Below are 15,128 nucleotides of genomic sequence, written 5' to 3' on the forward strand. Positions count from 1 at the left end.
GGCTTAGCCCTTGTAGCTGGCGACGGCGGCGATGACCTTGTCCTGGGTCGCCTCGTCCAGATCGGCGTGCATCGGCAAGCTCAGGACCCGGTCCCTCAGCCGTTCGGTGACAGGCAGGCCGCCCGCGCCCTGCGGGAAGCGCTGATAGGCCGGCTGCATATGCATCGGCACCGGATAATAGACGGCGGTGGGCACGCCCTGATCCTTCAGGTGCGCGGCCAGGCCGTCGCGGTCCTCATGCTCGATCGTGTATTGCGCCCAGATGGAAACGCCGCCGTCGATGACGTGGGGCACGGCCGCGACATGGGGCGCGAGGCGTTCATTGTAGCGGGCGGCGATCCGGTTGCGCCATTCGATCTCCTGACCGAAGACCTTCAGCTTCTCGATCAGGATGGCGGCCTGGATGGTGTCCAGCCGGCTGTTCATGCCGATGCGCATGGCCAGATATTTGGGATCGTGGGCGAAGGCGGCGGCGCCGGCTTCCAGGTCCTTGGCGACGACCTTGCCGTGCACGCGAAGGGAATCCATTTCCTGCGCCAGATCGTCGTCGTTGGTCAACACCGCCCCGCCGTCGCCGTAGCAGCCCAGGGGCTTGGCCGGGAAGAAGCTGGTCGTGGTGACATCGGCCCACTTCAGCGGATGGTCGTCATTCAGGGTGCAGCCGAAGCCCTGCGCCGAATCCGAGATCAGCTTCAGCCCATGGCGGTCGCAGATGGCGCGGATGGCGGGATAGTCGGCGGGCTGACCGAACAGATCGACGGCGATGACCACCTTGGTGGTCAGGCGACCCTCGGCCTTGACCGCTTCGATGGCCGCCTCAAGCTTGGCCGGGTCCATATTGTAGGTGTGGGCGTCGACGTCCACGAACACGGGCGAGGCGCCCAGCCACGGCACGACCTCGGCCGTCGCCGTGAAGGTGAAGCTGGGGCAGAAGACGGCGTCGCCGGTCCGGACGCCCCAGGCGATCAACGGCAGGATCAGGGCGTCAGTGCCGTTGCCGCAGCCCAAGGCGTGTTTGGCCTGACCGAAGGCGGCGAGGTCGGCTTCAAACTGACGGACCTGCGGACCCATGACCCAGGCGCCGCCGACGACGGCCTCCTGAACGGCGGTCTCGATCTTGCCGCCAAGGCGCTGGCGCTGGGCCTGAAGGTCGATGAAGGGGATCATGGGGCGCTCTCCACGGGGAATCCGGGGCGGCGGCCGGACAGGCGGGCCGCGAATGTCGGGTCGTCCTAGCAAGATCGGGCGCGCGGGCCAAATCGCGCGGCGTCACATCGCGTTGCCCTTTGCTACCGCATACAGGTCTTGGCGCCCGTCGGCTTGCGTCCTAAGCCAGCGCCATGACGACGCTTTCCGCCGCCCGGACCAGGGTCTCGAACTGGCTGTTCGACCATGCCCTGCCGCTGTGGGCCGAGCGGGGCGTGGACGCCGATGGGCGGTTCTTCGAGCAGCTGGATTTCGACGGCCGGCCGGTGATCGGTCTTCGTCGTCGCACACGGGTTCAGGCGCGTCAGGTCTATGTTTTCTGCCAGGCGGCCGCCTTGGGATGGGCGCAGGGCCGTGCGGTGGCCCAGGCCGGCCTCGACCAACTGATATCCGATCGTCGGCGTGACGACGGCCTTTGGGTCTCGGCAACCGATGACGACGGCGTGGTGGTCGATGATACGCCTGATCTCTATGATCTGGCCTTCGTCCTGTTCGCGCTCGCGGCGGCGCACCGCGTCCTGGGTGATGCGCGAGCGCGGCCTCTTGCGCTGGAGACGTTGGCTGCGATCGATCGGTTGATGGCGTCTTCGCATGGGGGATGGGGGGAGGCGCTGCCGCCGCGCCTACCGCGGCGTCAAAATCCCCACATGCATATGCTGGAGGCCATGCTGGCTTGGCAGGCGATCGCGCCTGAGCCGGCGTTCGAGGCGGCGGCGCGGGCGTCGTTGGACCTGTGCAAACGTCGCTTCCTGATCGACGGCGCGATCCGCGAATATTTCACCGAGGACTGGTCCGCCGATACAGCGACGGGTCATGTGATCGAGCCGGGCCACCTCGAAGAATGGGCCTGGCTGTTGCAACAAGCCGGGGACGGCTCTGATCTGGCCACGGCGCTGCATCGTCGGGCGGCGGCGCAGGGCTATCGCGATGGATTCGCCATCCGCGAGATCGGCCCGACGGGAGAGGTGCTGGATGGTGGACGGCGTCTGTGGGCCCAGACCGAGGCCATTCGCACGGGGTTGAGTTTTGGCGACAACGGCGTTTCACGGTTGATCGCCGCCGTGTTCGACACGCATCTGGCCACCACCGTGCCGGGCCTCTGGGTGGACAGCTACGACGCCGAAGGTCGCTCGCACGATGCGGCGGCGCCGGCGTCCAGCCTCTATCACCTGATGACCGCCTTCTCTGAACTGCTTCGGAGCGACGCATGACCGGCCAGCCCGCCGCCTTTCTGGATCGGGACGGGGTGCTTATCGAGGACAGCGGTTATCCGCATCGGCCCGAGGATCTGAAGCTGATCTCCGGCGCGGCGGCGGCGGTGCGGCGTATGAAGCAGGCCGGCTATCGCACCGTGATCGTGACGAATCAGTCGGGCGTGGCGCGGGGCCTGTTCAGCGAAGAGACGATGAACGCCTTCAATGATCTGCTGGTCGCTCGACTGGCCGAAGAGGGGGCGATTATCGAAGCCGTCTATTCAGCGCCCTTCCATCCCGAGGCGATCGAGGCGCGCTATCGCCATCCCGACCACCCTGATCGCAAACCCAATCCGGGCATGTTGCTGCGGGCCATCGCCGAGCACGATCTGGACCCGACGCGGTCCTTCATCATCGGCGATCAGAAGCGGGATCTGCAGGCCGGAGAGCGGGCCGGGGTGGCGGGCTATCTTTTCGAAGGCGGGGATCTGGACGCTTTCGTGCGCGATGTGGTCGGTCTCTGAGGCCGGGCGTCGCATTTCCTCGCCTGGTGAATTACTCTGATCCAAAAATCGGAGGACATCGCCAATGAGCGCGCCCTATCCATTCGTTGAACGCCGCTGGACCTCGCCGGATGGTCTCACGCTCTTTGCGCGAGATTACGCGCCCAATCCCGGCGTCGCGCGGCCGCCGGTGATCGCCATCCACGGGCTGACCCGCAACAGCGCCGATTTCGAAGCCATCGCGCCGCTGCTGGCCCAGAGCGGGCGCCGGGTGCTGGCGGTGGATGTGCGCGGGCGTGGCCTGTCGGACCGTGCGCCCGACCCCATGACCTATATGCCCGATGTCTATGCGCGCGACGTTCTGGCCCTGATGGAGCAGGCCGGGATCGATCGAGCGGTCTTCGTCGGCACCTCCATGGGCGGACTGATCACCATGGCGCTGACGGCGATCCGGCCCAAGGCGGTGGTCGCAGCGATCCTGAACGACATCGGGCCGGAAGTGGCGCCCGAGGGGCTGGCGCGGATCGCCGCCTACAGCGGTCAGCCCGTCGAGATCGGCTCCTGGGCCGATGCGGCGGCCTATGCGAAGCGGATTAATGCGGTGGCCTTCCCGCACTATACGGATGCGGACTGGGACGCCTTCGCCCGGCGCATCTTTCGCCAGCAGCCGGATGGGGAGATCGGGCTGGACTATGACCCGGACATCGCCGTGCCGATCCGCGCGGCGGGCGCCAAGGCGCTGGTTCCGAACCTGTGGCCCATGTTCCGGCGACTGGCGCGCAAGAAGCCGACCCTGCTGGTGCGCGGCGCCAACTCGGATCTGCTGAGCGCCGACATCGCCGGGCGGATGACGAAGGCCGCGCCCGCCATGGCGTATGTCGAGGTTCCCGGCGTCGGCCACGCTCCCATGCTGGACGAGCCGGAGGCCAGGGCGGCGATCTTCGAGTTCCTGTCCGAGGTCGATTAGTCCTTGGTGGGATCGACCTGGGACGCATCCCCATAGGTCAGGGCCAGGAAGACGTCCTCCAGGTCCGGGTCCTCGGTGGTGATGTCGGCGATGGTGACGCCGGCGGCGCGGACGGCGTTGATGACCTGTTCCACCGACGACTGCCCCTTCTTGTAGGTCACGGCGAAGGCGCCGCCCGGACGAGGCGTGACCTGGAAGCCGTCAAGGATCGGCGGAGTCATCTGGGGCGTCTCTGGGGTCACGACCACATTGCGGCTGTCCAGACGACGCAGAAGCTGCGGCGTCGGTTCGCAGGCCACGACCTCGCCCCGGTTGACGATGGCGATGGTGTCGCAGAGCTCCTGCGCCTCTTCCAGATAGTGGGTGGTCAGGACGATGGTCACGCCCTCGGCGTTGATCTGGCGGACATAGGCCCAAAGCTGGCGGCGCAGTTCGACGTCCACGCCGGCCGTCGGCTCGTCCAGGATGAGGATGGGCGGATTGTGGACCAGGGCCTTGGCCACCATCAGGCGGCGCTTCATGCCGCCGGACAGGGCGCGGACATAGGCGTTGGCCTTATCCGACAGGCCCAGCGCGGCCAGAAGTTCGTCGGACCGGCGCTCGTCCTTGGGCACGCCGTAAAAGCCCGCCTGCACCTCCAGCGATTCCCGCGGGGTGAAGAAGACGTCGGCGACGATCTCCTGCGGCACGACGCCCAGGGCGGCGGCGGCGTCGCGCGGCTCCTTGTCGATGTCGCGGCCCCAGATGGTCACCGAGCCCTCGGACTTCTTCACCACCCCGGCCAGGATGTTGATCAGGGTCGACTTGCCTGCGCCGTTCGGGCCCAGCAGGCCGAAGACCGAGCCGCGCGGAATGAGCAGATCGACTCCGCGCAAGGCCGTCTTGGGCGCGGCCTTCTTGGACCCGGCATAGGTCTTCTTCAGTCCCCGAACCTCGATGGCGTTGTCGGGCAGGGCGGGGGTCTCAGACATGGTCGTTTATTCACTCGGACGGGCGGCGAGCGGCATAGGTAGGGCGAGTGACCGCAATCGCCAACCTGTCTCGCCAGCGTCAGACGACAAGCAGACCTGTCTATGTGTCAATGGCGCTTGACTTCAGCAATCTGTATGTCTAGCTTGCTTGTCATAAAGACAACCAAACTTGATGGAGATCGTCGTGGCCCCCGTTCAAAAAACCAAAACGCCTCTGACCCGCACCCGCCTGATCGGCTTCGTCGCCATGGCGGTCTGCGCCATCGGCTACATCGGTGGAGGACTGGCGCTGCTGGCGGGCAAGACCGATCAGATCGAGATGACGCATGCCGCCATCGCCGGCGCCGCCCTGTTGCTGATCGGCGAGATCGGTCTGTGGGTCGGCGCGGCCTGTCTGGGCCTGACCCTGTTCAAGAAGCGCAAGGCGATGCTGAACCGGCTGCTGGGTCGCCGGATCGCCGAGGTTTGACCTTCCGGCCTGCGCCGCCTAGGAAGCGCGCAAGCCTTTCAGACCCGGACCGGACCATGCCTCCCCGCCATTCCGACGCCATCATACCGCCGCCCGAAGAGATCGTCGTCTCGACCAAACGCGTGGCCTGCGACGGCGGCGGCGGGGCCCTGGGTCATCCGCTGGTCTATATGGACATGGGCGAGGACGACTTCATCGAGTGCGGCTATTGCGACCGGCGTTTCGTCCTGTCTGCCCAGGCTCACGACGAGAACGAATATCTGAGCCCCGCGGCCCGCGCGCCCGAGGCCCACTGACCCCGTAACCTCAGTTCAGTCGCGGTGTTGCGGCGGTTGGGTCTATAGACGGCTGACACGCTGTTCGGACGGAGACGAGCCTTGCGCTATCTGCACACCATGGTCCGGGTAAAGGACATCGACGCCTCGCTGCACTTCTATTGCGACCTTCTGGGTCTGCAGGAGGTGCGCCGCATCGAGAACGAGGCGGGCCGGTTCACGCTCGTGTTTCTCGCCGCGCCCAAGAATCTGGCACAGTCGGCGGCGGAACGCTGCCCCGAGGTCGAACTGACCTTCAACTGGGATCCGGAAGAGTATCAGGGCGGCCGCAACTTCGGTCACCTGGCTTACAAGGTCGATGACATCTACGCCGCCTGCCAGACGCTGATGGACGGCGGGGTGACGATCAACCGTCCGCCGCGCGACGGCAACATGGCCTTCGTCCGCTCGCCTGACGGCATCTCCATCGAACTGCTTCAGGAAGGCGCGCCGTTGGCGCCGGCCGAGCCCTGGGCCTCCATGCCGAACGTCGGCGCCTGGTGATGACGGCCCGGACGGCGGCTCTGCTGACGGTTGCGGCGGTTGTGCTGTCAGCCTGCGCCTCGACCACCGAGAGCAATACAGGCCGCACGGCGACGGAGCAGCTGCTTTTGGCGCGCGCCTCGGACCGGGCGGTCGAAGGGCTGGTCTTGCCGTTGCCGACGGGCGCTTCGGTCTTCATCGACGACGCCTACTTCCAGGGAGAGGGCACCCGGTACGCCGTCAGCGCGATCCGCGGCTCGATCTCGGACGCCGGTTTCAGCCTGGCCCGCAACAAGGACGAGGCGAACGCCGTGTTCGAAATCCGCGCCGGCGCCCTGTCGCTGGAGCAGATGCGGCGCGTCTTCGGCATTCCCGAGATGCGGATCCCGATCAACGAGACCTTCAACGTCGTCTCCCTGCCGGAACTGTCGGTCTACAGCCACCGGGACCGGGTCGGGGTCGCCGAGTTCTCCGGCTTCCTCTACGAAGCCAAGACCGGTGCGCCGCTGGGCGCGGTGGTGCCGATGATCGGCACCTATCGCATCCGCAGCCACAAGGCCTTCATGGTCGTATCTTGGGGCCAGCAGCAGGCCCAGCCGGGTCAGCGCGATCCCGGATCGAGCTGGACCGAATTCTGACGCTGACGCGGGGGCGTTGGGGCCCTATGTTCCGGCCATGACCGAGACGACTGCGCCCGAAAATCCAGAAACCGAACGCCAGATGACGCAGGACGGCCCTGCGCTGCGGCTTTGGATGATCGACGCCTCGGCCTACATCTTTCGCGCCTATCACGCGCTGCCGCCGTTAACGAGAAAGTCCGACGGCCTGCCGGTCGGCGCGGTCCAGGGCTACTGCAACATGTTGTGGAAGCTGCTGAAGGACATGAAAGGCGCCGATGGTCCGACCCATCTGGTGGCCATCTTCGACCATTCGGAAAAGACGTTCCGCAACACCCTGTACGACCAGTACAAGGCCCACCGCCCGCCGCCGCCCGAGGATCTGGTGCCGCAGTTTCCGCTGGTGCGCGAAGCGACGGCGGCGTTCGGGGTGCATTGCGTCGAGCTGCCCGGCTATGAGGCCGACGACCTGATCGCGACCTACGCCTGCAAGGCGCGCGATGCGGGCGGGGAAGCGGTGATCGTCTCGTCCGACAAGGATCTGATGCAGCTGATCGGCGGCGGCGTCGTCATGTGGGATCCGATGAAGGACCGACGTCTGGCCGAACCCGAGGTCTTCGAAAAGTTCGGCGTCGGCCCTGAGAAGATGGTCGATCTGCAGGCACTGATCGGCGACAGCGTGGACAACGTCCCCGGCGCGCCAGGCATAGGGCCGAAGACGGCGGCGCAGCTGCTGGACGAATACGGCGATCTGGACACCCTGCTGGCCAACGCCGGCGAGATCAAACAGCCCAAGCGCCGCCAGACCCTGATCGACTTCGCCGACCAGATTCGTCTGTCGCGCGAACTGGTGCGCCTGACCTGCGATGCGCCTGCGCCCGAGGCGATCGACGATTTCGCCGTGCGCGATCCCGATCCTGCGATCCTGTCGGCCTTTTTGGAGACGATGGAGTTCCGCTCGCTGCAGCGCCGCGTTGGCGACGGCAAGGCTGGGCCCAGCGACGTCTCGGCCTTTGCGCCCAAGCGAGCGCCGAACCTGAACGCCCCCGTCGCGACCCCTCGCTACGGCCAGGTCGTCGAAGGCCCGGCCGAGGTCCAGACGTTCGATCACGCGGCTTACGAATGCGTCCAGACCGAAGAGGCGCTGGATCGCTGGATCGCCCGCGCGATCGAGGTCGGCGTCGTCGGCTTCGACACCGAGACCGATACGTTGTCGGCGTCCCATGCGGGGCTGTGCGGCGTGTCGCTGGCGGTGGGGCCGAATGAGGCCTGCTACATCCCCCTGACGCACGAACACGAGCCGCAGGCCGGCGAGGGCGGACTTTTCGGCGAAGCGGGCGAGGCGCCCGAGCCGATCCATCAGCTGGACAAGCCCACGACCCTGGCCAAGCTGAAGACGCTGCTGGAAGACCCGTCGGTCCTGAAGGTGCTTCAGAACGCCAAATACGACATCGCCGTCTTGGCGCGCCGGGGCATTCGCGTCGCGCCCTATGACGACACGATGCTGATCTCCTATGTGCTGGAGGGCGGACTGCACGGCCACGGCATGGACGAGCTGGCGCGCCTGCACCTGGGCCACGAGCCGATCCCATTCAAGAGCGTGGCGGGGACCGGCAAAAGCCAGAAATCCTTCAAACACGTCGCGCTGAAACCGGCCTCGGAGTATGCCGCCGAGGATGCGGACGTGACGCTGCGGCTATGGCGTATTCTGAAACCCCGTCTGGCGCGTGAGGGCCTGTCCACCGTCTATGAGACGCTGGAGCGCGGCATGCCGACGGTCCTGGCAGACATGGAGTTGAACGGGGTTCGCATCGATCCCGACCGGCTGAAGAGGCTGTCCAGCGAGTTCGGCCTGCGCATGGCCGAACTGGAGGCCCAGGCCCATGAGATCGCCGGACGGCCCTTCAATATCGGCTCGCCGCGACAGATCGGCGAGATCCTGTTCGGCGAACTGAACCTGCCGGGTGGCAAGAAGACCGCCTCGGGCCAGTGGGGCACCGACGCCAGCGTGCTGGAGGAACTGGCGCTCAGCCACGATCTGCCGCGCGCGATCCTGGACTGGCGTCAGTTGTCCAAGCTGAAGGGCACCTATACGGACGCCCTGACCGCGGCGGCTGATCCAAAGACGGACCGGGTGCACACCAGCTATCAACTGGCCGCCGCCACCACGGGTCGTCTGGCGTCCAGCGATCCCAACCTGCAGAACATCCCGATCCGCACCGAGACGGGCCGCGAGATCCGCCAGGCCTTCATCGCTGCGCCCGGCAATGTTCTGATCAGCGCCGACTACAGCCAGATCGAACTGCGCCTGTTGGCCCATATCGGCGACATCCCCGAGCTGAAGCGGGCCTTCCAGGCGGGGCTGGACATTCACGCCGCGACGGCGTCGGAGATGTTCGGCGTACCGGTCGAGGGGATGCCGTCCGAGACCCGCCGGCGAGCCAAGGCGATCAACTTCGGCATCGTCTACGGCATTTCGGCCTTCGGCCTGGCCAACCAGCTGGGCATCGATCAGGGCGAGGCCGGGGCCTATATCAAGACCTATTTCGAACGCTTCCCCGGCATCCGCGCCTATATGGACAAGACCAAGGCCGAGGTGCGCCAGACCGGCTTCGTCTCGACCGTCTTCGGCCGCCGAATCCACATCCCGGCCATTCACTCCAAGTCCGGCGCCGAGCGCCAGTTCGGCGAGCGCGCCGCCATCAACGCCCCGATCCAGGGCGCGGCCGCCGACATCATCCGCCGCGCCATGATCCGCATGCCTGCCGCCCTGACCGAAGCCGGGCTCAGCACGCGCATGCTGCTTCAGGTTCACGACGAACTGGTGTTCGAGGCGCCGGAAGCCGAGGCCGAGCGCGCCATCGCCGTCATCAAACGCGTAATGGAAAACGCGTCGGACCCTGCCGTAGCCCTGACAGTTCCGCTCGTAGTGGATGCTCGCGCAGCGTCGAACTGGGACGCCGCGCACTAGGTTCGGGCTAGGCCGCGATCATGCCGACGTCGTCGGGGAGTTCGCCACGGCCGAGCAAGCCGGTTTCGAAGTCCATGAAGATGTCCATCAGCTCCTCGACGTTCACCGGAGCGGCGGAGGAGCCGAAGCGGAATCGCCAGTAGCTTACGATGTGCTGGACGGCGCCCAGCTGGTCGCCCAGCTTGGCGAACATGGACGGGGCGTCCAGTAGGAAGTCGCGAAAGGCGATGGGTTGGCCTTCCTGGGTCAGTTTGGCGTAGGCGTCGTCATAGACGCGCAGGGTTCGGCTGACCTCGTCGCGGGTCTTGATGATGCGACCGCGCAGGACGTCGCGACTGCGCGCCAGATATTCCTTGGCGGCGTGATCGACCTTGCCGGCGGGCTTGATGGTGCGGACGGCCTCGGCGACGCCGGCGACCTCGCCCAGCAGGGCGGCAAGCGTCCACTTGTAATAGAGGAAGCCTTTCCAGCAGAAGACGCCCTCCTGATACTGTTCGGGCGCCAGGCGCAGCGTCAGTCTCAGGGCGTCCAACTGATCACCGGGCGTGTTCGACAGAATCTTGGACGCCATCCGCCCGGCCGAATCCGAGTTCACTGCGATCGTATCCGCGCCCAGGCTCAGCGTGACCAGCGGCTCGATCTCGCTGCGGACGAAGGCCAGCATGCGCTGAAGATCACTGTCGCTGATCGAGAAGTAGCAGGGCGAGGGATCCAGGCCGCCGCGACGCAACTGCTCGCGCAGCAAAAAGGGGTCCAGCGACGGCAGTTTGTCGATCAGGCGCAGGGCTTCGATATCGGGATGGTTGGGCGCGACGCCGAACGCCTCCATCATCATCCGCTCGAAGCCGATCTGATTGACGAAGACGTATCTGCCGCCGGTCTTCAGGTCCGCATCGTCGATAGGGATGACGACCTTGGTCGCGACCTGGCGTCGGCCGGTGAACAGATCAGTCTCGTTTCGCCGGAGACGATGTTTGATGATCAGGGCGCGGTTCAGCGCCGCCGTACGGAAGATCGGCCGCGCCGCCCAGTCGGGATTGCGCACGGCACCGTCGGGCGCGCTGTCGCCGTTCTCCTCCCACACGCGCAGCAAATTCAGCACGCGAGCTGTGGAGGCCGAGCTCTTGAGATGCTCCAGGTTGCGGACGGCGCGATCAGTCATGGCGCTGACGGTACGCCGACAATCGTCACCAAATGGCTTAGCTCGGAAAATAAAATATCTTCGGTTGGCGAATTGCTGCCGTTCGATCTGCGCGCCGGACAATGGCTTTAAGCGCTGCGCTGGCGCGTGACGGCGATCCGGGTCTAGAACGACGGCATGCAGATTTTCGACATCTTGATCATTCTCGCGATCCTGGCCGTGACGATCACCTTGGGCTTCGGCCTCTATTCGCTGTTCCGGGGCGGGGACTATGCGCGCAGCCATTCCAACAAGCTGATGCGGCTGCGCGTCGGGCTTCAGGCGGTCGCCGTTATCCTGCTGGTCGTCGGCATGATGTGGAAGGCGACGCAGGGGGCCTGATCATGGTGACGCTGAACAAGATCTACACTCGCACGGGCGATGACGGTCGCACGCGGCTGGCTTCCGGCGCGCCGGTGTCCAAGAGTGATGCCCGGGTCGAGGCCTATGGCGCGGTCGATGAGTTGAACGCGGTGATCGGGGTCGCCCGGCTGAACAGCGGCCAGAACGACCGGATCGACGCCATGCTGGGCCGGATCCAGAATGAACTGTTCGACCTGGGCGCCGATCTGGCCACGCCTCTGGACCCGCCGCCGGCCTGGGATGCCTTGCGCATCGTCGAGAGCCAAGTCGCGCGGCTGGAGCAGGAAATCGACTGGATGAACGAGAGCCTGAAGGCGCTCGACAGCTTCATCCTGCCGGGCGGCGCGCCTTTGTCGGCCCATTTGCATGTCGCGCGCACCGTCTGCCGACGGGCCGAACGCGAGGCGGTGCGTCTGATCGAAAACGGCGAGGCCGTGAATGTCGAGGCGGTCAAATATCTGAACCGCCTGTCCGACCATCTGTTCGTCGCCGCGCGACGCGCCAACGCCAACGGCGCCAGCGACGTCAAATGGAAGCCCGGCGCGACCCGCTAGGCCAAACCGGTCAGGCGGCGGGACGCGCCGCAGCCAGTGCGGCTTTCTGACGCTCGGCCTCTGCGGCGCGGGCGCGACCCTGGGCGGCAAGGTCCTGTTCGATCCGAACCAGCTCGCGGTTCTTCTCGGCCGAAGCCTCGGCGCGCGACACGCCATTGGGGCGGCCGGTGATCTGGGCGATGGAGATAGGCTGAGCGCAGATGCGGCTTTCCATATCGTACCATTTGCCCGCCGCCTCGCAGCGTTTGCCGGGCGCGACCCAGTAGTCCTGCAAGGCGAAAATCCCGACGACGGTGATGCCGAACAGGCCGAAGAAGATCATCGCCAGGCGGGGAAAGGTCAGGAAACGCTTCATCTCGTGGTCCGTTGGATAGGGATCGAAGCCGCAGCTTGACCCCACGTTACGTTGACAGGCCTTCGCGACCGCTCCATGTCCTGCCCACACATTCAGGCGATTTCACGGATAGACCCATGAAGGTACTCGTCCCCGTCAAACGGGTGATCGACTATAACGTCAAGGCCCGCGTCAAGGCGGATCAGTCGGGCGTCGATCTGGCCAACGTCAAGATGAGCATGAACCCCTTCGACGAGATCGCCGTCGAAGAGGCGGTTCGGCTGAAGGAAGGCAAGGAACACCATGCCGCCGGGACCGCGACGGAAATCGTCGTGGTCTCCATCGGCGTCACCCAGGCCCAGGAAACCATCCGCACGGCGCTGGCCATGGGCGCGGATCGGGGTCTGCTGATCCAGTCGGACACTGATCTTGAACCGCTGGCGGTCGCCAAGCTGCTGAAGGCGGTGGTCGAGGAAGAAAAACCCGACCTGGTCCTGATGGGCAAACAGTCGATCGACGGCGACAACAATGCGGTCGGCCAGATGCTGGCCGCCCTGCTGGACTGGCCCCAGGCGACCTTCGCCGGGAAACTGGTGATCGATGCCGGCAAGGCCACGGTCACGCGCGAGGTCGATGGCGGCCTGCAGACGATCGCCGCCGAACTGCCGGCGGTGGTGACGGTGGATCTGCGGCTGAATACGCCGCGCTACGCCTCCCTGCCGAACATCATGAAGGCCAAGAAGAAGGAGATCGCCATGAAGGCGGTCGCCGACTACGGCGTTGATGTCGCCGACCGCCTGAAGGTGGTCAAGGTCACCGAGCCGCCCAAGCGCGCCGCCGGCGTCAAGATCGACAGCGCCGCCCAACTGGTCGAAACCCTCAAGTCCGCGGGAGTGCTGTAAGATGGCCGTCCTCGTCATCGCCGATCACGACGGCTTGGCCGTTCGCGACACCACCAATAAGACCGTGACCGCCGCCCTGGCTCTGTCGTCCGAGGTGGACGTTCTGGTCGTGGGGCAGGGGGCGCAGGCCGCCGCCGATAGCGCCGCCAAGATCGCGGGCGTCCGCAAGGTTCTGCTGGCTGAAGGCGCCGGTCTGGGCAAGATGCTGGCCGAGGCGGTCGAGGCGACCGTCCTGCCGCTGGCCGGGGGCTACGACGCCATCCTGACGCCGGCGACCACGGACGGGAAGAACTTCGCCCCGCGTCTGGCCGCCAAGCTGGACGTCGCGCCGATCTCGGACATCATCGAGGTGGTGTCGGCCGATACCTTCGTGCGCCCCATCTATGCCGGCAATGCGCTGGAGACGATCCAGTCGGCCGACGCCAAGAAGGTGATCACGGTACGCCCGACCGCCTTCGCCGCCGCCGCCGCCGAAGGCGGATCGGCTGCGGTCGAGAATGTCGCCGGCGCCGATGCGCCCAAGACGGCCTTTGTGTCTGAGGAAATGGTCAAGTCGGACCGGCCTGAGCTGGGCGCCGCCAAGATCATCGTCTCGGGCGGTCGCGCCCTGGGTTCGGCGGACGAGTTCCATGCCGTGATGGAGCCGCTCGCCGACAAGCTGGGGGCCGCCATCGGCGCCTCGCGCGCGGCGGTCGACGCCGGCTACGCGCCCAATGACTATCAGGTCGGCCAGACCGGCAAGGTGGTCGCCCCGGCGCTCTACATCGCCATCGGCATCTCGGGCGCCATTCAGCACCTGGCCGGGATGAAGGACTCCAAGACCATCGTCGCCATCAACAAGGATGCGGACGCCCCGATCTTCCAGGTTGCGGACTATGGTCTGGTCGGCGACTACAAGACGGTGGTGCCGGAACTGATGGCCGCCTTGGGCTAGGCGCAGGTCGAATCGATCTGAAGAGGGCGCGGCGCCGATTGGAACCGCGCCCTTTCTCTTGTCCGAAAAGGACCGCATGGCGAACTTGCCCATAAGGCTGCAGCCCGGCGCTGCGGCCGATCGCATCGATGGCTGGACGACCGACGCCGAGGGACGACCCGTGCTCAAGGTGCGTGTCCGCGCCCGCCCGATCGAGGGTGAGGCCAACGACGCCCTGATCCGGCTGCTGGCCAAAAGCCTTGGCGTGCCGAAGTCGTCGATCAGCGTGGGACGCGGCGGACAGTCGCGCGCGAAAATGATCGTGGTGCAGGGCCTGGATGACGAAGAGCTGCGCTCGCGCCTCGTCGACGTTCTTTCTGGCGACTGAGGAGAGCCATCTGGTCGGTTGGTGCGTTCTGCATCCGAACAGGAGAACAGCCCAATGACGATGGACGCCCGCATCCTTCACGCCCGCAGCGGCGTCACGCTCGAGCAGAAGGGCGATGTCTACGCGGTTTCAAGCCTGCGGCTGTCCGAGCCGGCAACCTTCTCGGAAGAGGCGGATGCCGAACGCGCCTTCGATGATGAGGTCGCGGCCTCCGAGCAGGATCCGGAACTGATGTCGCGTCTCGGCGGGGCCTGAGAAGGCGGAACGCCTGATTTGCAGGCCACAGCCAAGTTCGAAGATCGCGATTACTGATCGCCGATCATGAGTCTGCGAGAAACTTCCCCTTGTTGGTCAGAATCCGCTTGCTGACAAAGTTGGTGGTCCGTATAGAGCCGCCTCGCTCGGAAACGGGCCGGCCGGCGGGGCGGCGGGGATGCAAATCTCCACTGTCCCACGGAAGAAAGAAGCAAAAAACTTCTTGCTTTCGTCGGTTGGTTTAACTAGGTTCCGCGCTCCAATCGAATCGCCGACGGGTTTTTAGAGGTAAGCCTCGCTTTCCTCCGGTGGTTTCTTGCGGTCTGAAGGGTTTGCTCTTCTCTCCGAAAGATCTCTGAAAAGAGCGGTTGACACGGGGTTTGCGGTTCTCTAAATCGCCGCCTCCGCCGACGACAGGGCGTTAAACGGTCGGGCCTCTCCGGAGGTTCATGGGTCTTTGACATTGTTGATTTGGAAAGAGAAACGCAGGCGGCGGTGTTCTTGCGATGACCCTAGAAGGTCATCATACGACACTGACTATCTGC

The 15,128-nt window shown here is 65.7% G+C and carries 18 protein-coding genes; 14 read left to right on the forward strand and 4 right to left on the reverse strand.

Annotated elements, in window-relative coordinates; genetic code table 11:
• Positions 1-3: 3 nt before the first annotated feature.
• Complete coding sequence (locus HNP47_RS13980; RefSeq protein WP_184280001.1) at positions 4-1,167, reverse strand: DegT/DnrJ/EryC1/StrS aminotransferase family protein; 1,164 nt, start codon at positions 1,165-1,167, stop codon at positions 4-6.
• 173 nt (positions 1,168-1,340) lie between these two features.
• On the opposite strand from HNP47_RS13980, the gene HNP47_RS13985 reads away from it, so the two are divergent.
• The 3 genes from HNP47_RS13985 (at position 1,341) to HNP47_RS13995 (ending at position 3,869) form a co-directional block, all read left to right on the forward strand.
• Entirely contained in the window at positions 1,341-2,417 is a 1,077-nt protein-coding gene (locus HNP47_RS13985) for an AGE family epimerase/isomerase (RefSeq protein ID WP_184280002.1), read from the forward strand.
• A complete protein-coding gene (locus HNP47_RS13990; protein WP_184280003.1) occupies positions 2,414-2,923 on the forward strand; it encodes an HAD-IIIA family hydrolase in 510 nt (169 codons plus the stop codon). The genes HNP47_RS13985 and HNP47_RS13990 overlap by 4 nt, the downstream gene beginning before the upstream one ends.
• Before the next feature lie 64 nt (positions 2,924-2,987).
• The gene (locus HNP47_RS13995; RefSeq protein WP_184280004.1) at positions 2,988-3,869 is read left to right on the forward strand and encodes an alpha/beta fold hydrolase; all 882 of its coding nucleotides are present in this window, start codon (positions 2,988-2,990) and stop codon (positions 3,867-3,869) included.
• Here HNP47_RS13995 and HNP47_RS14000 read toward each other — a convergent pair.
• Positions 3,866-4,840 (reverse strand): ABC transporter ATP-binding protein, encoded by a 975-nt coding sequence (locus HNP47_RS14000; RefSeq protein WP_184280005.1) that lies wholly within the window; start codon positions 4,838-4,840, stop codon positions 3,866-3,868. The genes HNP47_RS13995 and HNP47_RS14000 overlap by 4 nt on opposite strands.
• Positions 4,841-5,024: 184 nt before the next feature.
• On the opposite strand from HNP47_RS14000, the gene HNP47_RS14005 reads away from it, so the two are divergent.
• The 5 genes from HNP47_RS14005 to polA all read left to right on the forward strand — a co-directional run bounded on the left by HNP47_RS14005 (position 5,025) and on the right by polA (position 9,694).
• Positions 5,025-5,309 (forward strand): hypothetical protein, encoded by a 285-nt coding sequence (locus HNP47_RS14005; protein ID WP_311770080.1) that lies wholly within the window; start codon positions 5,025-5,027, stop codon positions 5,307-5,309.
• Between the two features lie 56 nt (positions 5,310-5,365).
• Positions 5,366-5,605 carry a zinc-finger domain-containing protein gene (locus tag HNP47_RS14010; protein WP_017505425.1) on the forward strand — a complete coding sequence of 80 codons (240 nt, stop codon included), beginning with the start codon at positions 5,366-5,368 and terminating at the stop codon, positions 5,603-5,605.
• An 81-nt stretch (positions 5,606-5,686) separates the two neighbouring features.
• Entirely contained in the window at positions 5,687-6,127 is a 441-nt protein-coding gene (locus HNP47_RS14015; RefSeq protein WP_184280007.1) for a VOC family protein, read from the forward strand.
• Positions 6,127-6,744 (forward strand): DUF6655 family protein, encoded by a 618-nt coding sequence (locus tag HNP47_RS14020; RefSeq protein ID WP_184280008.1) that lies wholly within the window; start codon positions 6,127-6,129, stop codon positions 6,742-6,744. The genes HNP47_RS14015 and HNP47_RS14020 overlap by 1 nt, the downstream gene beginning before the upstream one ends.
• 37 nt (positions 6,745-6,781) lie before the next feature.
• Positions 6,782-9,694 carry a DNA polymerase I gene (gene polA, locus HNP47_RS14025; protein WP_184280009.1) on the forward strand — a complete coding sequence of 971 codons (2,913 nt, stop codon included), beginning with the start codon at positions 6,782-6,784 and terminating at the stop codon, positions 9,692-9,694.
• 7 nt (positions 9,695-9,701) lie between these two features.
• Here the strand turns inward: polA and HNP47_RS14030 are convergent, their stop codons facing one another.
• Complete coding sequence (locus HNP47_RS14030; protein ID WP_184280010.1) at positions 9,702-10,856, reverse strand: hypothetical protein; 1,155 nt, start codon at positions 10,854-10,856, stop codon at positions 9,702-9,704.
• A gap of 156 nt (positions 10,857-11,012) precedes the next feature.
• Between HNP47_RS14030 and HNP47_RS14035 the strand changes: the two genes are divergently transcribed.
• On the forward strand, positions 11,013-11,216 hold the full coding sequence (locus HNP47_RS14035; protein WP_055755048.1) for a twin transmembrane helix small protein: 204 nt from the start codon (positions 11,013-11,015) through the stop codon (positions 11,214-11,216).
• 2 nt (positions 11,217-11,218) lie between these two features.
• Entirely contained in the window at positions 11,219-11,791 is a 573-nt protein-coding gene (locus HNP47_RS14040) for a cob(I)yrinic acid a,c-diamide adenosyltransferase (RefSeq protein WP_184280011.1), read from the forward strand.
• Positions 11,792-11,801: 10 nt separating this feature from the next.
• Here the strand turns inward: HNP47_RS14040 and HNP47_RS14045 are convergent, their stop codons facing one another.
• On the reverse strand, positions 11,802-12,146 hold the full coding sequence (locus HNP47_RS14045) for a hypothetical protein (protein WP_017505432.1): 345 nt from the start codon (positions 12,144-12,146) through the stop codon (positions 11,802-11,804).
• Positions 12,147-12,262: 116 nt separating this feature from the next.
• On the opposite strand from HNP47_RS14045, the gene HNP47_RS14050 reads away from it, so the two are divergent.
• The 4 genes from HNP47_RS14050 (at position 12,263) to HNP47_RS14065 (ending at position 14,583) form a co-directional block, all read left to right on the forward strand.
• The gene (locus HNP47_RS14050; RefSeq protein ID WP_184280012.1) at positions 12,263-13,027 is read left to right on the forward strand and encodes an electron transfer flavoprotein subunit beta/FixA family protein; all 765 of its coding nucleotides are present in this window, start codon (positions 12,263-12,265) and stop codon (positions 13,025-13,027) included.
• 1 nt (position 13,028) lies between these two features.
• On the forward strand, positions 13,029-13,961 hold the full coding sequence (locus HNP47_RS14055) for an electron transfer flavoprotein subunit alpha/FixB family protein (protein ID WP_184280013.1): 933 nt from the start codon (positions 13,029-13,031) through the stop codon (positions 13,959-13,961).
• A gap of 76 nt (positions 13,962-14,037) precedes the next feature.
• Positions 14,038-14,328, forward strand: a complete 291-nt coding sequence (locus HNP47_RS14060) for a DUF167 family protein (RefSeq protein ID WP_184280014.1) — start codon at positions 14,038-14,040, stop codon at positions 14,326-14,328.
• 54 nt (positions 14,329-14,382) lie between these two features.
• Entirely contained in the window at positions 14,383-14,583 is a 201-nt protein-coding gene (locus HNP47_RS14065; protein WP_184280015.1) for a hypothetical protein, read from the forward strand.
• Positions 14,584-15,128 lie beyond the last annotated feature (545 nt).

The sequence above is a fragment of the Brevundimonas vesicularis genome, from assembly GCF_014204545.1.
Taxonomy (GTDB): domain Bacteria; phylum Pseudomonadota; class Alphaproteobacteria; order Caulobacterales; family Caulobacteraceae; genus Brevundimonas; species Brevundimonas vesicularis_B.